The sequence below is a fragment of the Chitinophaga tropicalis genome (genome assembly GCF_009758205.1).
GTDB classification, from domain to species: domain Bacteria; phylum Bacteroidota; class Bacteroidia; order Chitinophagales; family Chitinophagaceae; genus Chitinophaga; species Chitinophaga tropicalis.
In genome coordinates this window covers 331957-357238 of sequence record NZ_WRXN01000001.1, presented here as the reverse complement: position 1 = coordinate 357238, position 25282 = coordinate 331957, and the positions used below count along the sequence as shown (strand labels likewise).

The window sequence follows — 25282 nt, the reverse complement described above, 5'->3', positions numbered from 1 at the left end:
GAGATAAAGTTTTAAGTTTAGAACAATTAAAGCTCCTTATTCAGCATGAAAGTGCAGGTTAGGGGTAAAAGCTTAAAGAATTATGCATTTAAAGTACGAATCCACACTAAGAGAACCATTAGTTGATGGGGAGAAGAATTACCACCAGGTAACAGAGGATATTATCAGTCCTATTGAGGCGAAACCTGGTAAACTGTGGTATGTAGGCTTTTTCATTTCCTTATTACTGCTGGCCTTTGGTGCCTTCTCCGTAACCTGGGAGGTATACTATGGTACAGGTGTGTGGAACCTGAATAAAACCATCGGATGGGGTTGGGATATTACCAACTTCGTATGGTGGGTAGGTATTGGTCACGCTGGTACCCTGATCTCTGCGATCCTCCTGCTGTTCCGTCAGGGATGGCGTACAGGGGTGAACCGTGCGGCAGAAGCGATGACGATCTTCGCGGTAATGTGTGCCGGTCAGTTCCCGATCTTCCACATGGGGCGTGTATGGATGGCCTTTTTCGTATTGCCTTATCCTAACACCCGTGGCCCGCTGTGGGTTAACTTTAACTCTCCACTGTTGTGGGACGTATTTGCGATCTCTACTTACTTCACGGTATCTCTTTTATTCTGGTATTCCGGTCTGATCCCTGACTTTGCAACAGTGCGTGACAGGGCTAAAACCAAACTGCGTAAGCTGTTGTACGGTATTGCTTCTTTCGGCTGGACGGGTTCTACGAAACACTGGCAGCGTCATGAGGCTTTGTCCCTGGTACTGGCAGGTTTATCTACTCCGCTGGTATTGTCTGTACACACGATTGTATCTTTTGACTTCGCTACTTCTGTAATTCCAGGCTGGCATACTACCATCTTCCCTCCTTACTTCGTGGCGGGTGCGATCTTCTCCGGATTTGCGATGGTACAGACCCTGCTGATCATAGTACGTAAGGTATTAAATCTTGAGGAGTACATTACTATGGGCCACATGGAGGCAATGAACAAGGTAATTGTACTGACGGGTTCTGTTGTGGGTTGTGCTTACCTGACTGAGTTGTTCATGGCATGGTATGCAGCTGTTCCCTATGAATTCGATACATTCTATAAATTCCGTGCGGCTGGTCCGCTGGGTTGGTCTTACTGGATCATGATGACCTGTAACGTGATCACTCCGCAGGTGTTCTGGTTCAGGAAGATGAGAAGGAACGTTGCGGTAACATTCGTAATGTCTATCATTGTGAACATCGGTATGTGGTTTGAGCGTTTTGTGATCATCTGTACTTCACTGTACCGTGATTATCTGCCATCCAGCTGGGGTTACTATCGTCCGTCCTGGCCTGAAGTTGGTTTCTATATGGGAACTTTCGGTCTGTTCTTCACATGTTTCTTCCTGTTCGCTAAATACTTCCCGGTAATTGCTGTTGCTGAGATCAAGAGCATTCTGAAGACTTCCGGTGAGAACTATAAGAGAGGTATGGAGCAGTATGAAGGGCAGAGTGCTGAACAGTTTGAAAAAGGCCTGCACCATGATGATCATCATCATGATACACATGGCGCGGTAGCACATGCTCATAACTAATCTTTGGCAGGGTAACACCGGTCTGTAAGAGGACCGGACTTATTTCAGAATTAGAATTTTTTTAAACATATGGCGGTTAAAAATTTTGTTGTAGCAAGTTTCGATGATGAGGCGGTATTGTTTCCGGCAGTAAAGAAGGTCAGGACTGCGGGCTACAAGATTCACGATGTGTATACACCTTTTCCGGTGCATGGTCTTGATCATGCTTTAGGTTTGCGGGAAACCAGCCTGCACACCGCCGGCTTCATTTACGGTATAACCGGTACTACTACAGCATTATCCTGCATGAGCTGGGTATTTAATTCAGACTGGCCTTTGAACATAGGTGGTAAGCCTCACTTCCCGCTGCCGGCGTTTATTCCGATCACTTTTGAGTTGACGGTATTATTCTCTGCGGTAGGTATGGTGCTGACGTTCTGCTACCTGTGCCAGCTGATGCCTTTTGTAAAGAAGCATATATTCCATCCCCGTCAGACAGATGATCTGTTTGTAATGGCGATAGAGGTTACTCCCAAGACAAACGCTGAGGAGCTGAAGGCTTTCCTGGCGAGTGTTGGCGGACAGCAGATAAATGAACAGAAAGCGGAAGCAGGCTGGTGGTATGGTCGTTATGACCGTGAAGACCGTCTGTTTGAACAGAAGGCTGGAACTGTAAACGCATAAACGTAGATTTTAAAACTTCCCGGTTTGCAGACTTCCGGGAGGTTCACATAGAACATAAGCTTGAATTATAATAAACAGATGAAAAGGACTTCCAACATATTGATCGCGGCTGCTTTGGTAAGTGGAGCTTTGTTATCAGCGTGCAACAGGGGAGAAAACAACAGAAAGCCGGGCAGAATTTATATGCCTGACATGTATGAATCCCGTGCATATGAGTTCTACAGCGAGCGTGTTTCGTCACTGAAACCAGTGCCAGGAACAGTAAAAAGAGGAGAATTGCTGCCTTACCATCTGAAGGCTGAAGATACAGCGCTGGCTAACGCAGTTAAAAACCCACTGATTCTGACAAAAGCGGATCTGGAGGAAGGAAAACGTTTATTCAACATTTACTGCGGCATCTGCCATGGTACGAAGCTGGATGGTAATGGTCCGCTGTACAATGGTGGTAATGGTCCTTATGTAGCTGCTCCGGCCAACCTGGCCAGCGGTGCTAAGGCCAGCTATACTGAAGGCCGTCTGTTCCATGTAATGACCTATGGCTATAATGCGATGGGTAGTTACGCCAGTCAACTGGACAGGGAGCAACGCTGGAAAGTGGCTGCTTATATACGCAGTGTACAGAACGGCGGTGCTAATGCCCCTTCTTTAGGCGGTGACACAACGAAACCTGCAGCAGCCGCAGTACCTGCGCCTGTTGTGGCAGATTCCACTGCAACGAAATAATGAGTAAACTAGCATTCAATCAAGTATTTTAATATACAGTAATGAAGGACCAATTTGTAGTACCGGCAAGATTAAAAAGGACCAGCTTCGTGTTAATGGGAATCGGCTTGCTGACTTTGTTGATCGGATTATTTGCATTTCATGGTGAGCATGGCTCTACACGTTTCTGGGCTGGCCTGTTGCAGAACAGTACTTTCTTTCTGCTGATAGTATTAGCCAGCACCTTCTTTATAGGCGCTACGACACTGGCGCATGGTGGCTGGCAGATCGGTTTCCGCCGTGTGCCGGAAGCTATTTCAATGGCGGTTCCTTACCTGGGAGCTGTTCTGTTCGTAATATTAATGTTGATTGTTTTCCTGGAGAAGGAGCATATCTATCACTGGATAAATGCGCACCATGTAGCTGAAGATCCGATCCTGTCCTGGAAGTCAGCCTTTCTGAATAAAGGAATGTTTACAGGATTTGCTGCTGTGACAATAGGTGCATGGATCCTTTTTACAATAAAACTCCGCAGAATGTCCATCGAGGAAGATGGATGGGACCTTTCCCCTGCTACCGGCCGTCGTATTATCTGGAGAAATACCGTAATGTGCGGTGGTTTCATCGTAATATATGCACTGAGTGTTGGTTCTACCACTCCATGGTTGTGGTTGATGAGTATTGATGCTCACTGGTATTCTACTATGTACAGCTGGTATACTTTTGCCAGCACATGGGTATCTGGTCTGGCGCTGATCACTCTGTTCGTTGTTTACCTGAAACGTAATGGCTATCTGCCGATGGTAAACGAAGAGCACCTGCATGACCTGGGTAAATTCTGTTTTGCGTTCAGCATTTTCTGGACTTACCTGTGGTTCTCCCAGTACATGCTGATCTGGTATGCGAACATGCCTGAGGAGATTGTTTACTTTAAACCACGTGTGTGGGGTGAATGGAGACCTATTTTCTTCCTGAACCTGCTGATCAACTTCATCACTCCGTTACTTTACCTGATGAAACGTGATACCAAGCGTAACTATTCTTCCATGGTGTTCATTTCTATCGTGATCATTGCTGGTCACTGGATGGACTTCTGGCAGATGGTAGGACCTGGTACTTATAAAGAACTGGTGTTCCCATGGTACGAACTTGGTCTTGGTGTAGGTTTTGTTGGTCTGATCATACTCCTGGTTGCCAATCAGCTGACTAAAGCGGCACTGGTACCAAAGAATCATCCTTATCTTAAAGAAAGTATTGTTCACCATACCTGATCAGAAGCAAGCAATAGGACCGTCCGGGTTGCTCCGGAGGCAGTGATTGGTCAAAAAAGAAAAGCATCATTAGATAACTTAATTATTTCAAATAGCAATGTCAGGATATTTAGCAGTCTTAGTTGTTGTGCTCATATTCGTAGTCATCTTCCAGATTGCGAAGGCCAGCGAGTATGTGTCCATATTGAAGGGGGAAAAGAAGTCGCGTCAGCAATCAAACCGTGTAAATGGTTTCCTGCTGATCATTTTCCTGGTGCTGGGCTTGATAGGTGTATACTACTGTAACGATGCCCTGAAAGGCAGGCTTAATGGTGAAGCTGCATCTGTGCAGGGTGAAGGTATAGATAACATGATAGCCTGGACCCTGGGTATCACCGGTATTGTATTCGTGATAACCCAGATACTTCTGTTCTGGTTTGCGTTTAAATACCAGGAGAAAGAGGGGCAGAAGGCTTTCTATTTTCCTCATAACAACAAACTGGAGTTAATATGGACAGTGGTGCCTGCTATTGCGCTGACTATCCTGGTAGCTATCGGTTTAAGGCACTGGTTCCGTATCACTTCTGAAGCACCGAAAGATGCGATGGTTGTTGAGATAACCGGAAAGCAGTTCAACTGGCTGATCCGTTACCCTGGTAAAGACGGACAACTGGGCCGTAAATTCTTTACAAACATCAACGATGCAACCAATCCTGTTGGCCAGGACTGGGATGATGAACTGAACAAGGACGACTTCATGGCTACAGAAATGCACCTTGTTGTTGGTAAACCTGTTAAACTGATCATTGGTTCCCGCGACGTTATACATGACGTAGGTTTATCTCACTTCCGTCTGAAAATGGATGCTGTTCCCGGTATCCCTACTACCCTGTGGTTCACTCCTAAATACACCACAGCGCAGATGAAAGAGAAGACCGGTAATGCTGACTTTGTTTATGAAATCTCCTGCGATCAGATGTGTGGCTCAGGTCACTATTCCATGAAGGCCAACATAGTGGTTGAGACACAGGCTGAATATGATGCGTGGGCTGCAAAACAGGTTTCTCAGTATGCGGCGGCACATCCGGCTCCGGAAAAACCGGCAGCACCGGCTACTGAAGCTCCGGCAGCAGATTCCACTCAGAAAGTGGTAGCTTCTAATGACGTGAAGCACTAAATTTGCAGAGCAGTATTAATTAATTGACGCAGGAACATAAAACTATAATACAAACTGATAACGGTACTCCCTGGCATCAGTTTTATATAAACAGCACCGATTATGAGTAACGAAGCAACATTGCACAGTAAGGAGGTAGTTCATGGCGCGCACGCGCACGATGGGCATGATGACCATGAGCACCATGAGGGCGGCTTCATTTCGAAGTACGTTTTCAGTATGGATCATAAAACCATTGCCAAGCAGTTCCTGATAACCGGTATTATCTGGGCTATCATCGGCGCTTTCTTCTCCGTACTGTTCCGTTTGCAACTGGGTTTCCCTGATGCTACTTTCCCATGGCTGGAAAGCATTCTGGGACATTGGGCGAAAGGTGGACGTATTACACCGGAGGCTTACTATGCACTGGTAACAATGCACGGTACCATCCTGGTATTCTTTGTATTAACAGCTGGTCTGAGCGGTACATTCTCCAACCTGCTTATTCCTCTGCAGGTAGGCGCCCGTGATATGGCTTCTCCTTTCATGAACTGCCTGAGCTACTGGTTCTTCTTCATGGCGAGCGTAGTGATGATGAGTTCCCTGTTTGTACAGACAGGACCTGCATCTGGTGGCTGGACCTCTTATCCTCCGCTGAGTGCATTGGGAGACGCTTCTATTGGTTCTAAAATAGGTATGGACCTCTGGCTTACAAGTATGGCGCTGTTCGTTGTTTCACAGCTGCTGGGTGGTCTGAACTATATTTCTACTATTCTGAACATGCGTACAAAAGGTATGACAATGACCAAGATGCCGCTGACTATCTGGGGCTTCTTCTTCACTGCCATCCTGGGTGTACTTTCTTTCCCAGTATTATTATCTGGTTTTATCCTGCTGCTGTTTGACCGTCATGCAGGTACCAGCTTCTACCTGAGCGAACTGTTCGTTGCCGGTAAAGCACTGTCTAACGAAGGTGGTAGTGCCATCCTGTATCAACACTTGTTCTGGTTCCTCGGGCACCCTGAGGTATATATCATTATCCTGCCTGCGATGGGTATGGTATCTGAGATCCTGGCGGTTAACTCCCGCAAGCCGATCTTTGGTTACCTGGCGATGGTTGGCTCTATGTTCGCTATCGTTATCCTGGCCTTCCTGGTATGGGCGCACCATATGTTTGTAACGGGGCTGAATCCGTTCCTGGGTGCATTCTTCGTGTTGCTGACATTATTGATTGCGGTACCATCTGCTATCAAGGTGTTCAACTGGATCACTACCATCTGGAAGGGTAACCTGCGTTTTACTCCGGGTATGCTGTTCTCTATCGGTTTTGTGAGCACATTCATTTCCGGTGGTCTGACAGGTATCTGGCTGGGTAACTCTTCTATCGATATTCACCTGCACGATACTTACTTCGTAATTGCGCACTTCCACATTGTAATGGGTGTATCCGCATTCTTCGGTACGTTTGCCGGTGTATACCACTGGTTCCCCAAGATGTTTGGACGTTACATGAACAATACTATTTCTTACATACATTTCTGGGTTACCCTGGCAGGTGCTTACCTGATCTTCTGGCCAATGCACTATGAAGGTATGGCGGGTATGCCAAGAAGGTATTATGATTACTCCAGCTGGGAGTCTTTCAAACAGTTTGCTGATCTGAACCATTTCATCAGTATTGTGGTGATCGTGGTATTTGCTGCACAACTGCTGTTTGTATTCAACTTCTTCTACAGCATTTTCAAAGGACGTAAAGTAACTGAGACCAACCCATGGAATGCAACCACTCTTGAGTGGACCACTCCTATCAATCCTGGTCACGGTAACTGGGTAGGCGAGATCCCTGAGGTACATCGCTGGCCTTATGACTACAGCAAGAACGGAAAAGACTTTATTCCGCAGACTGTACCATTATCTCCTGAAGAAGAAGCTGAAGGAAGTCACTAAGAGATTGAAATTTTGGACAAGCTATGGACTATGGGCCATAGGCATGGACTGAAGAAATGATAAGAGAAAACTCCATAAAATTGTCGTCATCGTATGCAGTAGCCAGTAAAGTGAAAGATTACTCTCAGCTGATGAAGTTTAATCTGACCTTTATGGTAGTGTTTTCAAGTGTGGTGGGATATCTGCTGGTGCCGGGTATTGAGTTTTCACTGATAAAAGTTCTTATTTTATTTGCCGGCGGATTGTTGGTATCTGGTTCAGCCAATACCATCAATCAGTTGCTGGAGAAGGAAACAGATAAGCTGATGGCGCGTACGGCGGTACGTCCTCTGCCGGCCGGCCGGATGTCTGAGACAGAAGCTATTATTGTAGCGGCTGTAACGGGAGTAGCCGGACTGGTGATCATGGCCTGGGGCTTTAACCTGCTGTGTGCTATATTGAGCCTGGTATCCCTGGTGTTGTATGGTTTCGTGTACACGCCATGGAAAAAATGGAATTCACTGGCTGTGCTGGTGGGCGCTATACCCGGAGCGATGCCGCTGCTTATAGGATGGGCTGCCGGCGCCAATGAACTTGGTGAAGGCGGATGGTCTCTGTTTGGCATCCAGTTCCTGTGGCAGTTCCCTCACTTTTGGGCAATTGCCTGGATAGGGCATAAAGATTACAGCCGTGCCGGTTTCAAATTACTGCCAGGCAGTGGTGAGCCGAACAAGCTGATCGCGTTGCAAGCGGTGATGTACACGCTGTTGCTGGTGCCCGCGGGATTATTACCATATTTCTTTCATATCAGCGGTCCGATCTCTGCTATTGTAGTGATACTGGTGACATTGTTCTTCCTGTACCGTGCTATTAACCTGTACAGGAAATGTGATGTACCTTCGGCGAGGAAGCTGATGTTCGGGTCTTATATCTACCTGACCATTATGCAGCTGGCCTTACTGGCAGATAAGATCTGATTAAATATTTTGAAATCAATTTAGAAGAGTGATGCAGGCAATGAGCTTACAACGAAATAAGATACATCCGCACAAGTACTCCCTATGGATAGCTATGGGTAGTATTACTATGATGTTTATAGGTTTTACAAGTGCATATGTAGTAAAACGTTCGCAGGCTAACTGGTACACTTTTCAATTGCCGATGATCTTCTGGATCTCTACTGCCATTATTGTGGCCAGCAGTGTAACCATCCAGATGTCGGTAATGCAGTTCCGTAACCGGCACATGCAGCGTTATAAGCAGCTGATCACGCTTACAGCTATCCTGGGCGTGGCATTTGCAGTGTGCCAGTGGATAGGGTTTAAGCAGATGAATGATCAGGGGCTTCCTTTGAACGGGCCAGCATCGGTATCTTTCATCTATGTAATAGTGAGTGTACACCTGTTGCACGTATTAGGTGGTGTAGTGGCCCTGCTGGTTATGTTTGCCAGGGCGTTCCGCACCAGGGTACGTACTTACAGTCCGGTGCCGATTGAAGTAGCAGCCACTTACTGGCACTTTGTGGATGCGTTGTGGATCTACCTGTTGATATTTCTGAGTATAGCCAGATAAACTTTCTAAAAATTAATTTACAAATCAAACAATGGATACAGCAGTTACAGCGAAGAAAAAATGGTGGTCCGGGGGACATTCTCCTTTTAATGTGAGCTACGGCAAGTTGATGATGTGGTACTTCCTGATGTCAGATGTCTTTACTTTTGGAGCATTGCTGATATCATACGGTACTATCCGCTTCATGAGCCCTTCATGGCCTGACCCTAATGCCGTGTTCAAGTCATTCCCACTCATGGGCCATGCAGACCTGCCACTGGTATTCGTGAGCTTAATGACATTCATCCTGATCATGAGCTCTGTAACAATGGTACTGGCTGTACATGCTGGTCATATGAGAGACCGTAAAGCTGTAGCAAAGTGGCTGACATGGACAATCATTGGCGGTAGCGCTTTCCTGGCCTGTCAGGCATGGGAATGGACACATCTGTTCCATGAAGGTGCATGGTGGGGTAAAAATCCGTTCCTGAACGTAGATGGTACCCAGGCATCTACCAACTTCACTAACTTCTTCTTTACTATTACCGGCTTCCATGGTTTGCACGTAACTTCCGGTGTGGTACTGAACATTGTGATCCTGGCAAACGTACTGAAAGGTACTTATGAGGAAAGAGGTCACTATGAAATGGTTGAGAAAGTTGGTTTATACTGGCACTTTGTAGACCTGGTATGGGTATTTGTATTTACCTGCTTCTACCTGCTCTAATCGTACACGTCAGTAAGAATTTGTAATCGGAACTTTAAAAGCGAAAAACTAATGGCACATACACATACAGAAGCGGTACACGAGGAACACGTACATGATGCTTCCACCAAGGGTATCTGGAAGACCTTCTGGATATTATTAGTGATCACAATTATAGAAGTTGGTCTGGCATTCCTTCACCTGGAAACAGGCATTCCTCCAAAATGGTTGCTGAACTCAGTTTTTGTTGGCCTTACAGTACTGAAGGCGTTCTTTATCGTTGCTGAATTCATGCACTTACGTAATGAGATCAGGAACCTGATCATGACGATCCTGATACCTTTACTGCTGTTCGTATGGTTCATTATTGCTTTCCTGGCTGATGGCGATTCATGGAAGAACATGCGTAAAAACCTGTCTCCCGGTACTCCTGCACCTGTTGAAAAGGTAAAGGTTACCAACGAGGAAGCACATCACTAAAACAACTTTATATATTACGCTTTACAGGTGCTGTGTTATCCTTCTGATGGCCGGTATTTGTAAAGCGTAAGTTTTTTTAAGGACCTTTAAATTTTTTGGGCCATTTCCAGAACAGGACTCATAGGATTAATGCTGGCGATACTGGTGCCTTTAGCAGGCTACCTGATCGTGGACCACTATGGCAAAAATGTAGTGCCTATCCCTGCTTACTATATTTTTGAGCGTGTGGATACAGTGGTGAAGAATGGGAAGACTGTCTATGACAGTGTTTTTCATACAGTGGAAGATATTAAGCTGACCAACCAGCTGGGGCAACAGGTTACTCTGAGTGACCTGCCTGACAAGGTATTGCTGATCAACTTTTTCTTTACATCATGCCCAAGCATATGTCCACGCATGATGGGAAACCTGGAGAAAATACAACAGGCATATATCAAGAATGATACTTTACTGCAACTTCTTTCAATCACTGTAGATCCTGAAAGGGATTCTGCAGAGACGCTGCGTATGTACGGTGTGAAGCATGACATCAATCCGGATAACTGGTGGCTGCTTACAGGCAGTAAGAAAGAGATCTATGAGTTTGCGAGGAAACAGGTATTTGTGAGTGTTACGCAGGGAGATGGCGGACCGGATGATTTTATTCATACGGAGAAACTGATCCTTGTTGATAAGGACCATCATATCCGCGGATATTACGATGGACTGGATTCAAATGCGGTGCGTAAGTGTGCGAATGATATTGCCGTACTGCACCTGGAGAAAGACAAGCACAGGCCAGGATTACTAAAAAGGCTTTTCTCTACAACAGAATAGTTTAAGCAGGCATGTGAACACATGTTCTAAAAAATTGAAAATGAAAATTAAATGTAAGAGTGAAATATGAAGACGCTTTGAAGCGCTCATATTTCACTTTTTACTTTACAGATAAAACTAAACACTGCTATGGATATAAAGAGTAAGAACCTGAATACGCCGATCGCCATAATTTCAATAGCAATACCGGTAGTGGTAGCCATTCTTTTCTATTTACCCCGTCCAAACATTGAAGCGGGATTTAATGTATACATACTGCCATTGTTCCATGCCATATTGAATTCCACTACAGCTGTGCTGCTGTTGGGAAGTCTTTATTTCATACGCCGGGGGCAGGTTAAAGCGCATAAGGTCACTAACCTGATAGCAGTAGCGCTTTCTGCTCTCTTCCTGGTATCTTATGTTACTTATCACTTCTTTACAGAGAGCACCAAATACGGCGATATAAACCATGACCATATAATAGACGCGGCGGAAAAGGCTGCAGTGGGAGGTTCTGCCTATTTTTATTACTTTATCCTGCTGACGCATATTCTGCTGGCTATCGTGATAGTGCCGCTGGTATTGTTTACCTTGCTGCGTGGGTTTCAGTCTGATTTTGTGAAGCATAAGAAGATAGCCCGTATTACATGGCCTATCTGGTTTTATGTAGCTATAACAGGGGTGATAGTATATGTGATGATCTCTCCTTATTATTGATCAGGATTACTTAATTTTATAGTATGAAAAAGATCTGGCAGATAATAGTGTTGATGCTGTGCTTCAGTGTTCAGACAATGGCACAGTGCTCTCTTTGTACAAAAACGGCTCAGCAGCTGGGAGAAGGCCCCGCGAAGGGGTTGAATAATGGTATTCTCTACCTGGCTGTTACGCCTTTGGTCATTATTGGTATACTGGGGTTCCGGTACTGGAGGAATGCCCGTCAGTCATAACGTAATTTGCGGAAGATATAGAGAAAGGTCCTGCCAGGTGGCAGGACTTTTTTTTAGCAGCCTTCCATTTCATAAATGTGATAGCCATGCTGCCTGATATTCTGTTCCCAGACTGGAACGGTTTCCTGTATATGACAGAAACGACAGTCCCTAGCGGAAACGGATTGCCGGTCAATAGATTTGGATTTAAGGTATGCGTTTCCAAAAGTGAGGACACTTTCATAATTAGTGTCTGCAGAAACGATAATGTCGAAATGCATGTAGCCGCCTTCCCGGCGTTTTACGTAGGTGTCAAAGATAGCAACTTCCATAATGGTTAAAGGTTTAGTGGTGTACGGTAATGGATTATTAAGGTTGATACAAAAATGATTAACCGGATGAAACCTGAAAAATCTTTAACATCTTATTTGCTAGTAGGGAAAACGCAGGTGAAAGAAAGGCAAATCTTATTTAAAGAGCTGATTTATATGTTATAACGCAGACCCTATTTGTTAATGTATGGTTAATCATTTTATTTATTAACCGGTCATTAACATTTATGCAGTCGTAATTAATACTTATTTTGCCGGAAAAACAGCACGTTGAGAACCATCCTTAAAACCTTTGTACGCGGCGGCATACCTGTAATATCTCCTATAAGTTTTTTGCCGGAACGGCAGCCGGCCGGTAATCGTCCCCTGCAGTTAAAACGGGTGTTATTGGGCGCTGTAGTTACTGCAGTGTGCGCCTCTGCTATTGCATTGGGTATTCTAAAAAAGGGAATGCTGGTTTTTTCCACGGATAAAATGGGACCATTGACGGTGATCGTACCGTTGTTTGGTGCGGGGCTGGTAATAGCTATGTTGCGTATCAGGTCAGGTAATCTGCGGATATTACTGCAGCCACTCATGGTGTTTGTGGCTGTAATAACAGGGACGCCTCTGGGACATGATGGGGTAGTGACCAGTCTGGGTAAAGTACTGCGTGATGGCATGCGAAAGGGGCTACCCCAGGCGAAAGAGAGGGAAATTGTTGCAGTAGCTGGCCTGGCAGCGGGTGTGGCCGCCTTGTTTGGTACTCCTCTTGCGGCATTATTCCTGGTAGTGGAATTGTTGCTCACAGAGCTGACCCTGACCAGCATTCTACCTGTTGTATTGGGTGTGGCTATAGGCGGTGGATTACATTACTTATATGACGAATGGGCACTGATGTCAGTAGTATCTGCTGATGTTCCGTCTTTGCTGGGATACCTGGTAATGGGGCTTTTTATTGGTTTGTTTGCAACACTGGCAGAAAGGGTGCAGGCCGGTTTGCGGTTTCTGTTTGAGAAGATACCTGCTAACCGTTCCTGGCTGACGCTGGTCGTAGCTGCCCTGGTAATTGGCATCAGTATATTTTATATTCCGGAACTGGCGGGAGCACCTTTCGAGGATATAGACAAGCTGTTTGACGGACATGTGACGCTCAGTTTCCTGGTAATACTGGGTCTGATCAAGCTGGTGCTGGCGATGTTGTCAATTGCAGCAGGTGTGCCTGGCGGGAGTATGCTACCTCTGATGACTTCCGGAGGTGCTTTAGGGATGTTGCTGATTCTCCTTATACAATGGGCAATGCCTTCATTACACCTGGATATGATGATTGGTGTGCTGGCCGGAATGGCAGCCATGCTGGCGGGAGGATTGCGTATACTGCCGGCAGCTGTGCTGCTGATAATAGAACTTACACATGAACCGGATTTGCTTGGACCGGTGATCTGTGCAAGTGCAGCTTCTTACCTGGTAGTGTTCCTGCTGGCCAGGAAGAAGGGAGTACTGCGGGAAGCGGATATTAAGGCCTCAATGAACTAAATATCTCCTACAAAACGATAAAGATTAAACTTTCCTAATGAAAGTTGCTGCAGGATGTGCTGCTGCAGTTGTTTGCGGGTTATATCTTTCATTCTCCGGTGTTGTAATAGCTGGTAGGCTTTTTCTGCCAGCAGTAAGGCATGCCTTTGGCGGTCATTTTTTACCTGGTCCCGGTGATGATCTATAGCTGTAACCAGTGCGGCCAGTCCTTCTTCTTTTGTGGCAATGGTTTTAAGTACGGGTATTTCCCAGGTTTCCTTCTGCCGGGTATGCGCCAGCAGCCGGAGGTTCTTTACAAACTCGTCTGCATTATCCCGGTCGGCTTTATTTACCACAAAGATGTCGGCTATTTCCATCAGCCCGGCTTTCATAGTTTGTATCTCATCTCCTGCTTCGGGGACTACGACCACTATAGTAGTGTCGGCGACACCTGCAATTTCCACTTCACTTTGCCCTACTCCTACTGTTTCAATAAAGAGATAATCAAAGCCGGCAGCTTTTACCAGGTCACTCACTTCTATGATCTTGGGGCTGAGCCCTCCCAATGCTCCCCTGCTGGCCATGGAGCGGATAAATACATTGGGATCATTAAAATGTTGGGCCATACGGATACGGTCGCCCAAAAGCGCCCCGTAATTAAAAGGAGAGGATGGGTCTACAGCAATGATAGCGATACGTTTCTGCCGGTCAAGCAGGAATCCTATCAGGGCATTTACCAGGGTGCTTTTACCGGCTCCCGGTGGTCCTGTCACTCCGATCACCCGTGTACCTTCTACAGGTGGCAGGCTTTCCAGCAGCTGTTCATAACCTACGGCTTCATTTTCCGTGAGGGAAATGCAACGTGCCAGGGCTTTTATGTCACCATGAAGGAGCGAGGTTAAAAGAGAGTGATGCATGTTTCGAAATTACGCAATTCATAACTGATTATATATCTTCGCAGCCAATATATCCAGTATATGAAAGTATCCGGCTTCACATTTGTCCGTAATGCAGTAAAGTATGACTATCCTGTGGTGGCTTCAATCCGGTCTATTCTTCCCTTATGTGATGAAGTGATTGTGAGTGTTGGTAATTCTGATGATGGCACACTTGAACTGATAGAATCTATCGGTTCTCCGAAGATACGCATCACACATTCTGTGTGGGATGATTCGCTGAAGGAAGGCGGGCGTATCCTGGCAGTGGAAACAGACAAAGCATTTGCTCATGTTAGTGCGGATGCAGATTGGGCTTTTTATATACAGGCAGATGAAGTGGTGCATGAAAAGGATCATGCAGCTATTCTTGCTGCAATGGAAAAATATAAGGATGATCCGAAAGTGGAGGGATTGCTGTTCAAGTATATGCACTTCTTTGGCAGCTACGATTATATAGGCGACTCACGTGTATGGTATCAGAATGAGATCCGTGTGATAAGGAACGATAAGAATATTTCTTCTTACCGTGATGCGCAGGGTTTCCGTAAGCAGGGAGAGAAGCTGCATGTAAAGCGTGTAGATGCCAGCATGTATCATTATGGCTGGGTAAAAGATCCGGAGGCGCAGGCGCGTAAGCTTAATAACTCATTCCAGATGTATCATGGGCGGAATGAGGAGCGTATGAAGAAACGTGTACCGATAGAGCAGTTTGACTATGGCGTGGTTGATTCACTGGCACGTTTTACGGGAACGCATCCGGCGGTAATGCAACCGAGGATCAATGAGAAGAACTGGAAATTTGAGCATGATATCAGCCGTAAAAAATTCTCCTTTAAAGACAGCATTCTTTACTGGATAGAAAAGAGAACCGGCAGGCGTTTGTTTGACTACAGGAATTATAAGATCATATAATAAAGTTACTGCCGCGTAAGCGGCAGTTTTACTTTAGTACATACTCCTGTATAATTTCATATATTCTTTAGCGTTGGTATCCCAACTGAATTGCAAAGCGTGTTGCTGTATTGCAGAAACGGGATTGGTGTTGGCATAATGTGCCATTCCTTCTTCGAATACCTGTTGCATATATTCTTTACCAAAGTCTTTGAAGAAGTAAGCGACATTACCTCCTATTTCCGGCAGGCTTGTTTTATCTGACAGGAACACTGGTTTGCCAAAGTGCATTGCTTCAACTACCGGAGCTCCGAAGCCTTCTGCCAGTGAGGGGAAAAGGAATGCGCTGCAGTTCTTATAGTACCAGTATTTCTCTTCGTCGGTCACGGTTCCCAGCAGTTTAACGCGATGGCTTACACCGAGGGCGGCGGCTTCTTCTTCTACTTTTTTGATATAGTCGCCCTGCGCCCTGCCGGCAATGATCAGTTCATAATCATTGTGCTCAAGGAGAGCGGGTAATACATGAAAATTCTTTTTGGGAAGGATCATGCCTATACTAAAAAGGAAAGGTTTAGCCGGTTTATATGCGGGGGTGTCAAAACCGGGAAATTCTTTTACTTCAGAGCCCTGGTAGATGATCTTACATTTGCTTTTGGGCACCTGAATATATTCCATGATAGTGTTCAGGGTAAACTGAGAGATAGCTACTACCTGGTCTGTTTCATTTACCTGTTTCTGCAGTTCATGTAACCCCTGTCTTCTTTCTCTTTTACTTTTACGGCTGTCAAACAGGAAGTTAAGATCATGAATGGTGACGATGGTCTTTTGCGCGTGTGGTCTGGGCCAGGTATTGCCGGTTTGATGTACGGAGTGCCAGATGTCCATTTGCGGAGGATGGAATGTATAGCGGTGATACCATTTATAAGGCAGTTTTTTGTAACTGCCTTTAAAGTCGTTAAAGCCGGAAGGCATGTAATACAGCAACTTTTCATCTTCCTGCGCATGTTGCAGGAGCCTTTGTCCCAGTTGCAGACAAAAGGTGTACAAGCCGTTGTGAGGATATTTTAATTTCTCGAAATCTATTCCGATAAGATGCATAAGGAAAATGAGATAAATACTTTAGTAAAGACTGCGGTATACCTGTAAATACTTGTGTGCCATCTGATGATACGTTAAGGTGGCAGCATGTTTTACAATGGCATCTGCCCTGTTATTGATCTTGTAGTCATGTAATCCGTTAATAAAGACCTGTTGCATTACATCCGGCTCAAAGGTCTGAAAATAATAGCAGTGTTCACCGCCTACTTCCGGCAGGCTGGTCCTGTCTGAAATAAAGCAGGGCTTACCCTGGCTCATGGCTTCCACTACTGGTATTCCGAAGCCTTCTGCCAGGGAAGGGAAAAGGAATGCGGTACAGTGGTTATAATACCAGTATTTATCCTGGCCGGAGATGCTGCCGAGGACACTGACCCTGTTTGCTACATTGTGGGCTGCAGCCTCTTGTTGTATTTTCTGTTTATATAGCGGATCAAAGACAGGTCCTGCCAGTATCAGCTCATAATCATTGTTCTTCAGCAGGGCTGGCAGTACATGGAAGTTCTTTTTTGCATTGATACTTCCGATAGCAAAGAGGAAGGGCCGTTGGGGCCGGTAGCCGGGCTGATCGAAACCGGGAAAAGTCTCCAGATCACCTCCATTCAGGATCACGCTGGCAGGTTTGTTGTGCAGGTCCAGATGGCGGGTTACGTCTTCCATCACAAAGGTAGAGATGGTCACTACGTGATCTGCCCGATCGATATTCCTCTGTATCTTTTTGAGATAGGCGGCTATTCTGGCGGGCGACTTACCCTCATGGATGTAATTCAGATCATGGATTGTAAGTATATGCCTGGTACGGGAACCTGAAGGGCGGTAATGAGTGGTCTGAAAAGTGGAATGCCAGATATCTATATTCCCGGACGGGGGCATAAGGAACCTATGGTATCTCCTCTGGGTGCGATACCGCTGTTCCGGGCCAAAGATACCTTTCAATGCCGCAGGAGTGTAAAAGGTGAGGGATTCATTTTCCGCGTGCTGACGGATAAGAGAGTTACCTAATTGCCTGCAGAATTCAAAAAGGCCGGTATTGGCATATTTCATTTTCTCGCAGTCCAGCAGTATATGTGGCATTCAATTTACATGTGTGCGGGCAAATATAGGGATATTCAGCAGTGTATCAGTCCGAACTTTTTCTTAAGAGCGGTTTGGGGGCTATGGCAGCCAAACCGCGATAGAAGCAATATTTCGTTCCTAACGGTTAATTATATAATTTAGGCTATATGACCAATTTTATTCCCATATTCCCGCTTGGCATCGTGGTATACCCCCAGGAGCAACTGAACCTGCATATTTTTGAACCAAGATATAAACAACTGATCCGTGAATGCCTGGCAGATAAGAAAGCTTTTGGCATTCCGGCTGTAATTGATAAGAAAGTAGTTGAGTATGGTACACTTGTGGAAGTAGTGAAAGTGGAAAAGGAATATGAGAATGGTGAGATGGATGTTGTGACCAGAGGGGTACAGGTATTCCGTATACTGGAAATGATCGGAAGCATTCCTGAGAAGTTGTATACCGGTGCTATTGTCAGTTATCCAGAAAACCGTTTTAACGGCAGCGCCCGGCTGCATAAACAGGTAATGACGGCGCTGAGAGAGTTACACCATATTTTACAGATCAATAAGTCCTTTAAAAAGGCGGATGAGGACCTGTTATCTTATGATCTGGCTCATCATGCCGGTTTGTCATTGCATGAGGAATATGAAGTACTGCATCTCTTTGAGGAGCTGCAACGGCTGGAATACCTGAAGCGTCACCTGCTGAGGGTCATTCCTTTAATGGCGGAAATGGAACGTCTGAAGGACAGGGTAAAGCTGAACGGGCACTTCCGTAACCTTAGCGCCGGTGATATATAAGTGTAATTATTTTACATTTGGGTCTGAAAAATGAATATGAACAAGATAATAGCGCGTGTAGCGTTTGTTTTTTCCTTCCTGGTGCTGGTTGCCTGTGAGAATGATATGGAAGCTATTATGAATCTTGATAAAAAGACGGCGGCTGTTGAGGAGGGGAAGGATATTGAGTCGATGTACAGTCAGCTGGGTAAGGTCAAGGCGAAGTTGACGGCGCCTTCTATGCTGAGGCATTTGCAGGCTCCTGTATATGTGGAATTTAATAAGGGGCTTAAGGTGCTGTTCTTTAATGATACCCTGGATGTGGAGAGTACTTTGACGGCAAGGTATGGTAAGTATTTTGAGAATGATGCCAATATTTACCTGAGAGATCATGTAGTGGTTATTAATAAAAAGGGGGAAAGGCTGGATTGTGAAGAGCTGAACTGGGATTCCAAGAAGGAGATCTTTTATTCGAATAAGCCTGTGCGTATCAGTACGGCGACGGATACTTTATATGGGACGGGGTTGGAATCTAACCAGGATTTCAGTAATTATACTATACTGCATCCGAGTGGGCCTTTTGTGTTGCAGGATAGTACGACGTTGCAATAATTTGTTATTGATGCGGAGAAGCTACTCAAAAAAGATAGGTTTCGCCTTTGGCGAAACCCATCTTTTTGAGTAGGATTTTTTTTGTGCTGCACGCGGCTGGTTTTTTGAGGGGGATAAAGCGAAGCTTATTGTTAAAAGTAGATTGATCTGCGGCTAAAAGGAGATAAACGATAACGGCCCGACATTGCTCAGCAATGTCGGGCCGTTTCGCTTTAACCTATTTTTTAACCTAAAATTTTGTCATTATAGAAACGCAAGAACCATGCCATTAAGTATGTAATGATAGAAAGCTTTTTCTGTATATAAGGGGAATATGTTATGCAAGACAAATTTGATTTTTTTATGCAGTAGTGATTGAAAATGATGAGATTGTTTAAAATTTTACCTATATTAGAAAAATGAAATGACCATATGACCGGATTTTAAAAAATGCCCGTCAAAAATAGCCTGAGAATAGGCTAAAATGCTAAGTAATTGATCCTTCCCTCACTATTATATAGCCCTAATAAATAATTGGAAATTAATTTAATATGATAATATTTGGTATATGATTGCTGACCTATCCAAACTTACCGTTTTACGAACTATTTTATAACGTTCACGGAAATGGGAAGATAATGCATGGAAGCCTGGTATATCTTTGGCTCAGGTTTTTCATAGGATATGGTTAAAATTATTACAAGGGCGGTATTCTTACCGCCCTTCTATTTTACCCCTTACTGCATTTAATAATATTGAAGATCACTTTTACTCCCTGAATTCAGCTATTTTTCACCCGTTTTTCCCCTACGTTCACCTGTTTTTTCATTACGTTCCCAAACAAAAATATAGCATTCACCAGAATGGGTTAGGGAGATATGCAAAATAACGCCATCTTTGGTTCAGGTTTTTCAATAAAGATATGGTTAAAATTTTTCGGGGCTGTAGTCTTGCAGCCCCGTTTCTTTTTTTATAACTCTCCGTTCATGTCTTTCCGGCATCAAAAAAGCCGGTCAATCTTTCGACTAACCGGCTCTTCTGTTCAATAATCAGTTTTTATTATTATTCAAATTCCTGAGGAAAGGGTTTTTCCAGCAGATACCTGTATATGAAGCGATAGATCTCATTATCGCTGTGCCTGCTTTTGATACTGGTTCTCCAGCCGTGGCGTTCGCCGGGGTAAACCATGAACTCGAAATGTTTGCCCAGGTTTTCCAGCTTATCTACCAGCTGAATGCTGTTCTGCATATGTACGTTGTCATCCATGGTGCCATGAATGATCCTGATCAGGCCTTTGTATTTGTCGGCATAGTTGAGTACGGAGGTGGTCTTATACCCTTCCGGGTTCTCTGCCGGGGTATTCATATAACGTTCGGTATAATGGCTGTCATACAGGTGCCAGTCGGTCACTGCATAGTTGGCAATCCCATGGGTAAATACATCTGCTCCATAGGTGAGCGCCATACAGGTCATGTAGCCACCAAAGCTGCCACCGGTTATGCAGATCTTGGAAGGATCGGCCCAGGGCTGTGAACGCAGCCAGGTAGCTGCATCCATATAATCTTCTATTTCATATCTGCCCAGCTGCCGGTAAATATAGTTCATGCCCATTTTGCCCAGTTGTCCTGAACTGCGGTTGTCTATCGCCACCTGTATCACGCCTTCTTCTGCCCACCACTGTGAAGTAAGGGGTTGTTTCCAGGTATCGTATACGGTACCTGCACCGGGGCCACCATAGATACTGATCAGAACGGGGTATTTTTTGCCGGGCTGCATGTGCAGGGGCATGGTGATGGTCATAGGAAGCTCCAGGCCATCTCTTGTTTTATAGTATTGCAGTGTGGTGCCTGCCAGGTTGTACTGATCAAACTGGTTGCCTTTGCTATTTCCCAGCTCCCTGATCACCTTGCCTTTGTTATTGAGGAGGGTCATGCGTGCAGGGGTGGACAGGTTGGAATAGGTAGTGATGAAATAGCTGCCCCCGGGGCTGGCGCTTATGGTATGCATGTATTCGCCAAACGTGAGACGGGTAATAACGCCTGTTTTCAGGCTTACCTGGTAATAGTCTGTCCGGGTGGATGCTTCTTTGCGGGCAGTGAAATAAACCAGTTGTTGTTTATTATCAACATAGTCAAACTGTTTCACTGACCATTTACCTGAGGTAAGCTGTTTGTTCAGCGAACCGTCCATATTATACCAGTAGAGGTGGCTCCAGCCGCTTTTATCGCTCTGCAGGAGAAATCCTTTACCATTTTCGAGGAAAGGTAAGGTGAAGTACCAGTCTATCCAGGTAGATTGTTTTTCATCATAAATTTCTTTTTTAGCGCCGGTTTGCGGATCAATCTCGTAGATCTTCAGGTGATCCTGTTTACGGGGTTTCCATTGTATCCAGAGGTGTCCTTCAGGTGTGAAGAAGGGAGGGCCGAAGTACTGGTCATCATTTTCGTTGAAATCAGCCCAGACGGTATTACCGCCTTCTACTGACACCATTCCTACGCGTACGGCCGGGTTGGTATCGCCAGCTTTTGGATAGCGGGTATTCTCCAGGTAGCCATGTTGTCCTTTTTCGCTATAGATAGGGAATACCGGGACTTTGGAGTCATTAAAGTGCATATAAGCCAGGCGGCGGCTGTCGGGGCTCCACCAGAAAGCGCGGTAGCGGGAAGAGCGGCCCAGGATCTCTTCATAATATACCCAGGAGGCCCAGCCGTTGTAGGCTACGTCGGAGCCATCTGTGGTGTAACGGATCTCTTTATGTGTGGCTATTTCAATGCTGTAAAGGTCGTTGTTGCGGGTAAAGGCCACGTACTTACCGTCCGGGGAAAGTGTGGGGTTCTTTTCTTCGGCGGAATCGGCAGTAAGCTGTGTTTCCATTCCGTCTGCGGCAGTATAAAAGATGTTGTTGTTCCTTGTTTCAACGCTGGCGCCTTCAGGCGGAGTTGAATAAGGTGTGGCGCTGCCGGTTTTGACATCTACTTTCCATGCTCTTGCAGAACCGTTTTCCGGGCGCATTTCAATGTAATGGGTATCGTCTGCCCATCCTCTGATAACAGGTAGTGGTTGATAAAGCCCGGTAGCTTCTCCTTTGAAGATCTGCCGGAAGGTCAGGTCTTTTTTTTCCTGCGCTTTCAGGGTGAAAGAAGTAGCGCACAGTACTGTGAAACAGACTGACCAGTAATGTTTTGTGTGCATAAGTTCTTAGCTGTTGTTGTAACAAAGCAGCTAAAATAATGAAATAAGCATTGCTCAGTCAGGAATAACTGATGGGTGGAGAAATATCACTATTTCCCGGTGTTTGCTATCAATATGGCTCCTGCCAGCAGTCCCGAATCTTTGAGGAGCATGGTCAGGGATTGCTGATCGGTGGAGGCATGGGGGGCATGTACCAGCACTATGACAATAAGCAGGAAGAGGGCCAGCAGATATCCGGCGGGTTTTACGGCTATGTTGATAATGAAGGAAATACCAGCCAGCACCAGGCCCAGACCTGTAATATAGATCCAGATCTTACCTCCGGGAATGGGAACGCCTGGAGCCATAGCACTTGCGTAGAGGAAGTGAAAAGTACCGAAGACGAGCATGACGAGGCCGTAGATAATGATAGCCATCCTGTTGGGAATAATTGTTTGCATGATGTATTTATTTTATTTATAAAACAACAAACAGGTTCGGGAATAGTTGGCTCAAAAAGCTGGCCACAGGCTATAAAAAAACGCTTTTACCAAAGGCAAAAGCGTTTTCTAAGAAAAAATGATATCAGATTATATCTTCTCCGGTTTCATCTGCGGGAAGAACAGTACATCCTGTATGGATGGCTGATTGGTCATGATCATTGTGAGGCGGTCTATACCTATACCGATACCGGAGGTTGGCGGCATGCCATATTCCAGTGCACGGAGGAAGTCATAATCAATGTACATGGCTTCATCATCGCCACGTTCCATCAGCTGTACCTGATCTTCGAAGCGCTGGCGCTGGTCGATAGGATCGTTCAGCTCACTGTAGGCGTTAGCCAGTTCCTTACCATTTACCATCAGTTCAAAGCGTTCTACCAGGCCTGGTTTGCTGCGGTGTTTTTTGGTGAGGGGGCTCATTTCTACGGGGTAGTCGATGATGAAGGTAGGCTGAACATAGTGATGTTCACTGGTTTCGCCAAAGATCTCATCGATGAGTTTACCTTTACCCATGCTTGGGCTTACACCGATGTTCAGCTGCTGGCAGGTGGCGCGCAGCTGGGCTTCATCCATATTGGTAACATCGATACCCGTATGTTCTTTAATAGCGTCGTAGAGGCTTACCCTGCGGAAAGGCGCTTTAAAGTCTATTATTTTATCTCCTACCTGTACCTGTGTAGTGCCGTGCAGTGCCAGGGCTACTTTTTCCAGCAGGGTTTCGGTGGTACGCATCATCCAGTCATAGTCCCTGTAAGCGGCGTACATTTCCATTACGGTGAATTCCGGGTTGTGGGTACGGTCCATACCCTCGTTGCGGAAGTCTTTCGCGAATTCGTATACTCCTTCAAAGCCACCTACGATCAGGCGTTTCAGGTACAGTTCATTGGCTATGCGGAGGTATAATGGTATGTCCAGTGCGTTATGGTGCGTAGTGAAGGGACGGGCTGCGGCTCCGCCGGGAATTGGCTGGAGGATAGGCGTTTCCACTTCCAGGTAACCCATGCTGTTGTAGAAGTCACGGATGGTCTGCATGATGCGGGTACGTTTGATGAATACGTCCTTTACCTGCGGATTAATGATCAGGTCTACGTAGCGCTGGCGGTATTTGAATTCCGGGTCGGTTACGGCGTCGAAGGCCTCTCCTTCCTTCTCTTTCACCACCGGCAGGGGGCGTAAGGATTTGGCGAGGAAATCGAACCTGTTTATGTGGATGGACAATTCGCCGGTTTTGGTAATGAAAGCAAAACCTTTGATGCCGATAATATCTCCTATATCTGTGAGCTTTTTGAAAACAACGTCAAACCGGGTCTTATCGTCACCGTCACAGATATCGTCCCGGCGGATGTACAGCTGTATACGGGCGGTGCTGTCCTGTATTACAACGAAGGCAGCTTTACCCATATCGCGTACGCTCATGATACGACCTGCCAGGCACACGTCCTGGAACTGGTCTTTTGTTTCTTCCGTATACAGGGCCTTGATATTGGCAGCTGTATTGTTTACGGGATATTCTTCCGCCGGATAAGGGTTTATACCCAGTTTCTCCAGTTCCTGCAGTTTTTCCCTGCGTATGATCTCTTGCTCAGATAATGGTGTCATGTAGTACTGATTACAATAATGGAGTGCAAAAATAGTCGATTTAGGCAGGAAATATGTCAATGGCTGTTAACTCTCTGAAATACTGTAACTTTCATACATTGAATTGGCACTAAATTTTCTTTATAGTGATTGCCCCGGACCAAGACTGTATTGATTCATCAGAATAAAACAATATAAGATGAAAACCATTATCTTACCTACAGACTTTTCGGCAACTGCTTATAATGCAGCGCGTTATGCGTTGGGACTGGCACAACAGATGGGGACTGCCCGCATCGTTCTGTACCATGCCTATGAGCTGATAGTACCTATCCCGGATGTACCTACCTCCATACCCATGGTAGATCCGAATGAGCTGAAGGAGGCCAGCCTGGAGGGACTGCGTAATATGAAGGCAGAGCTGGAGCCAGACCTGCCGGAGGGGGTGATACTGGATTACAGGGCTGATAATCATCTGTTGGCTGCCCATGTCAATGCAACTGCCAAAGAGGAACATGCAGACCTGATAGTGATGGGCACCACCGGGGGGAGTCAGCTGGAAGAGATATTGATAGGTTCCAATACTATAGATGTGGTAAAGCATACCACCTGCCCGGTTATAGTAGTACCGGCGAAGGCGGTATTTGCACCTATAAAGAAGATCGTTTTTGCGTGTGACTTCAAGAAAGTGGCTACCTCCACTCCTATTCAGCCTTTGAAAAGATTACTGGACGTATTTAAGGCGGAACTGCATGTGATCAACATTGATAAGGACAGCAAGGGCATCAGCCCGGATACTCCGGCGGAGAGCCTGCTGCTGGATACCCTGCTTGCCGGCTATCATCCTCTATATCATTTCCTTGACCATAGTAATGTAGTACAGGGTATTATGGAATTTGCAGATAAGGAAGGGGCAGATCTTATCCTGACGATTCCGAGGAAGCATGGTTTGTTTGAGGGGATCTTTAAGCGGAGCAGGACGGCCCAGCTGTGTTTTCATACTCATATCCCGTTGCTGGCTATCCATGAGTAAAACCATTTATACCACTTTAAACTTCCGGTGGTTGAATTGTTCTAATTTTAGAACCCGATAAAAATATTGTTATTATTTTGCATATAAAACCACATC

Annotated in this window: 25 protein-coding genes; 18 read left to right on the top strand and 7 right to left on the bottom strand. The window is 45.6% G+C overall.

Translation table 11 applies throughout. The annotated features are described in order from the left end of the window. Window positions 1-82 precede the first annotated feature (82 nt). The 13 genes from nrfD (at window position 83) to GO493_RS01490 (ending at window position 11743) form a co-directional block, all read left to right on the top strand. Window positions 83-1561, top strand: a complete 1479-nt coding sequence (gene nrfD, locus GO493_RS01550; RefSeq protein ID WP_157304303.1) for an NrfD/PsrC family molybdoenzyme membrane anchor subunit — start codon at window positions 83-85, stop codon at window positions 1559-1561. Between the two features lie 69 nt (window positions 1562-1630). Beyond that, window positions 1631-2224, top strand: coding sequence for a DUF3341 domain-containing protein (locus GO493_RS01545; RefSeq protein WP_157304302.1), 594 nt, complete (start codon window positions 1631-1633; stop codon window positions 2222-2224). A 78-nt stretch (window positions 2225-2302) separates the two neighbouring features. Beyond that, a complete protein-coding gene (locus GO493_RS01540) occupies window positions 2303-2947 on the top strand; it encodes a c-type cytochrome (protein ID WP_157304301.1) in 645 nt (214 codons plus the stop codon). A 41-nt stretch (window positions 2948-2988) separates the two neighbouring features. After that, on the top strand, window positions 2989-4197 hold the full coding sequence (locus GO493_RS01535; protein ID WP_157304300.1) for a quinol:cytochrome C oxidoreductase: 1209 nt from the start codon (window positions 2989-2991) through the stop codon (window positions 4195-4197). Window positions 4198-4294: 97 nt separating this feature from the next. Then, entirely contained in the window at window positions 4295-5353 is a 1059-nt protein-coding gene (locus GO493_RS01530; protein ID WP_157304299.1) for a cytochrome c oxidase subunit II, read from the top strand. Between the two features lie 102 nt (window positions 5354-5455). Next, window positions 5456-7279 (top strand): cytochrome c oxidase subunit I, encoded by a 1824-nt coding sequence (locus tag GO493_RS01525; RefSeq protein WP_157304298.1) that lies wholly within the window; start codon window positions 5456-5458, stop codon window positions 7277-7279. An 80-nt stretch (window positions 7280-7359) separates the two neighbouring features. After that, window positions 7360-8235 carry a heme o synthase gene (gene cyoE, locus GO493_RS01520; RefSeq protein ID WP_232538715.1) on the top strand — a complete coding sequence of 292 codons (876 nt, stop codon included), beginning with the start codon at window positions 7360-7362 and terminating at the stop codon, window positions 8233-8235. A 40-nt stretch (window positions 8236-8275) separates the two neighbouring features. Continuing rightward, entirely contained in the window at window positions 8276-8830 is a 555-nt protein-coding gene (locus tag GO493_RS01515; protein ID WP_232538714.1) for a cytochrome c oxidase subunit 3, read from the top strand. Window positions 8831-8861: 31 nt separating this feature from the next. Continuing rightward, window positions 8862-9536 carry a cytochrome c oxidase subunit 3 gene (locus GO493_RS01510; protein WP_157304295.1) on the top strand — a complete coding sequence of 225 codons (675 nt, stop codon included), beginning with the start codon at window positions 8862-8864 and terminating at the stop codon, window positions 9534-9536. A gap of 51 nt (window positions 9537-9587) precedes the next feature. After that, complete coding sequence (locus GO493_RS01505) at window positions 9588-9995, top strand: cytochrome C oxidase subunit IV family protein (protein WP_157304294.1); 408 nt, start codon at window positions 9588-9590, stop codon at window positions 9993-9995. A gap of 129 nt (window positions 9996-10124) precedes the next feature. Next, on the top strand, window positions 10125-10811 hold the full coding sequence (locus GO493_RS01500) for an SCO family protein (protein ID WP_157304293.1): 687 nt from the start codon (window positions 10125-10127) through the stop codon (window positions 10809-10811). Window positions 10812-10940: 129 nt separating this feature from the next. Continuing rightward, entirely contained in the window at window positions 10941-11510 is a 570-nt protein-coding gene (locus tag GO493_RS01495; RefSeq protein ID WP_157304292.1) for a DUF420 domain-containing protein, read from the top strand. Window positions 11511-11533: 23 nt separating this feature from the next. Then, a complete protein-coding gene (locus tag GO493_RS01490) occupies window positions 11534-11743 on the top strand; it encodes a hypothetical protein (protein WP_157304291.1) in 210 nt (69 codons plus the stop codon). A 53-nt stretch (window positions 11744-11796) separates the two neighbouring features. Here GO493_RS01490 and GO493_RS01485 read toward each other — a convergent pair whose 3' ends face one another. Further along, entirely contained in the window at window positions 11797-12054 is a 258-nt protein-coding gene (locus GO493_RS01485) for a DUF2024 family protein (protein ID WP_157304290.1), read from the bottom strand. 270 nt (window positions 12055-12324) lie between these two features. Between GO493_RS01485 and GO493_RS01480 the strand changes: the two genes are divergently transcribed. After that, a complete protein-coding gene (locus GO493_RS01480; protein WP_157304289.1) occupies window positions 12325-13569 on the top strand; it encodes a chloride channel protein in 1245 nt (414 codons plus the stop codon). On the opposite strand, the gene meaB is transcribed toward GO493_RS01480, so the two are convergent. Then, window positions 13566-14465 carry a methylmalonyl Co-A mutase-associated GTPase MeaB gene (gene meaB, locus GO493_RS01475; protein ID WP_157304288.1) on the bottom strand — a complete coding sequence of 300 codons (900 nt, stop codon included), beginning with the start codon at window positions 14463-14465 and terminating at the stop codon, window positions 13566-13568. The two genes, GO493_RS01480 and meaB, sit on opposite strands and share 4 nt — an antisense overlap. A 60-nt stretch (window positions 14466-14525) precedes the next feature. On the opposite strand from meaB, the gene GO493_RS01470 reads away from it, so the two are divergent. Next, window positions 14526-15398: a glycosyltransferase family protein gene (locus GO493_RS01470; RefSeq protein ID WP_157304287.1), complete on the top strand. Its 873-nt coding sequence runs from the start codon at window positions 14526-14528 to the stop codon at window positions 15396-15398. 33 nt (window positions 15399-15431) lie between these two features. Here GO493_RS01470 and GO493_RS01465 read toward each other — a convergent pair whose 3' ends face one another. Continuing rightward, a complete protein-coding gene (locus tag GO493_RS01465; protein ID WP_157304286.1) occupies window positions 15432-16475 on the bottom strand; it encodes a glycosyltransferase family 4 protein in 1044 nt (347 codons plus the stop codon). 21 nt (window positions 16476-16496) lie between these two features. After that, window positions 16497-17546 (bottom strand): glycosyltransferase family 4 protein, encoded by a 1050-nt coding sequence (locus tag GO493_RS01460; RefSeq protein ID WP_157304285.1) that lies wholly within the window; start codon window positions 17544-17546, stop codon window positions 16497-16499. 149 nt (window positions 17547-17695) lie between these two features. Here GO493_RS01460 and GO493_RS01455 point away from each other — a divergent pair, with 149 nt between their 5' ends. Then, the gene (locus GO493_RS01455) at window positions 17696-18331 is read left to right on the top strand and encodes an LON peptidase substrate-binding domain-containing protein (RefSeq protein ID WP_157304284.1); all 636 of its coding nucleotides are present in this window, start codon (window positions 17696-17698) and stop codon (window positions 18329-18331) included. A gap of 36 nt (window positions 18332-18367) precedes the next feature. After that, a complete protein-coding gene (lptC, locus tag GO493_RS01450; RefSeq protein WP_157304283.1) occupies window positions 18368-18922 on the top strand; it encodes an LPS export ABC transporter periplasmic protein LptC in 555 nt (184 codons plus the stop codon). 1041 nt (window positions 18923-19963) lie between these two features. Here the strand turns inward: lptC and GO493_RS01445 are convergent. From GO493_RS01445 to lysS, 3 genes are all read right to left on the bottom strand, one after another. Next, window positions 19964-22093 (bottom strand): S9 family peptidase, encoded by a 2130-nt coding sequence (locus tag GO493_RS01445; RefSeq protein WP_157304282.1) that lies wholly within the window; start codon window positions 22091-22093, stop codon window positions 19964-19966. 89 nt (window positions 22094-22182) lie between these two features. After that, window positions 22183-22533 carry a hypothetical protein gene (locus GO493_RS01440; protein ID WP_198315429.1) on the bottom strand — a complete coding sequence of 117 codons (351 nt, stop codon included), beginning with the start codon at window positions 22531-22533 and terminating at the stop codon, window positions 22183-22185. Between the two features lie 129 nt (window positions 22534-22662). Next, on the bottom strand, window positions 22663-24174 hold the full coding sequence (gene lysS / locus GO493_RS01435) for a lysine--tRNA ligase (protein ID WP_157304281.1): 1512 nt from the start codon (window positions 24172-24174) through the stop codon (window positions 22663-22665). Window positions 24175-24352: 178 nt separating this feature from the next. Between lysS and GO493_RS01430 the strand changes: the two genes are divergently transcribed. Continuing rightward, window positions 24353-25186, top strand: a complete 834-nt coding sequence (locus GO493_RS01430; RefSeq protein WP_157304280.1) for a universal stress protein — start codon at window positions 24353-24355, stop codon at window positions 25184-25186. The last annotated feature ends 96 nt before the right edge of the window (window positions 25187-25282 follow it).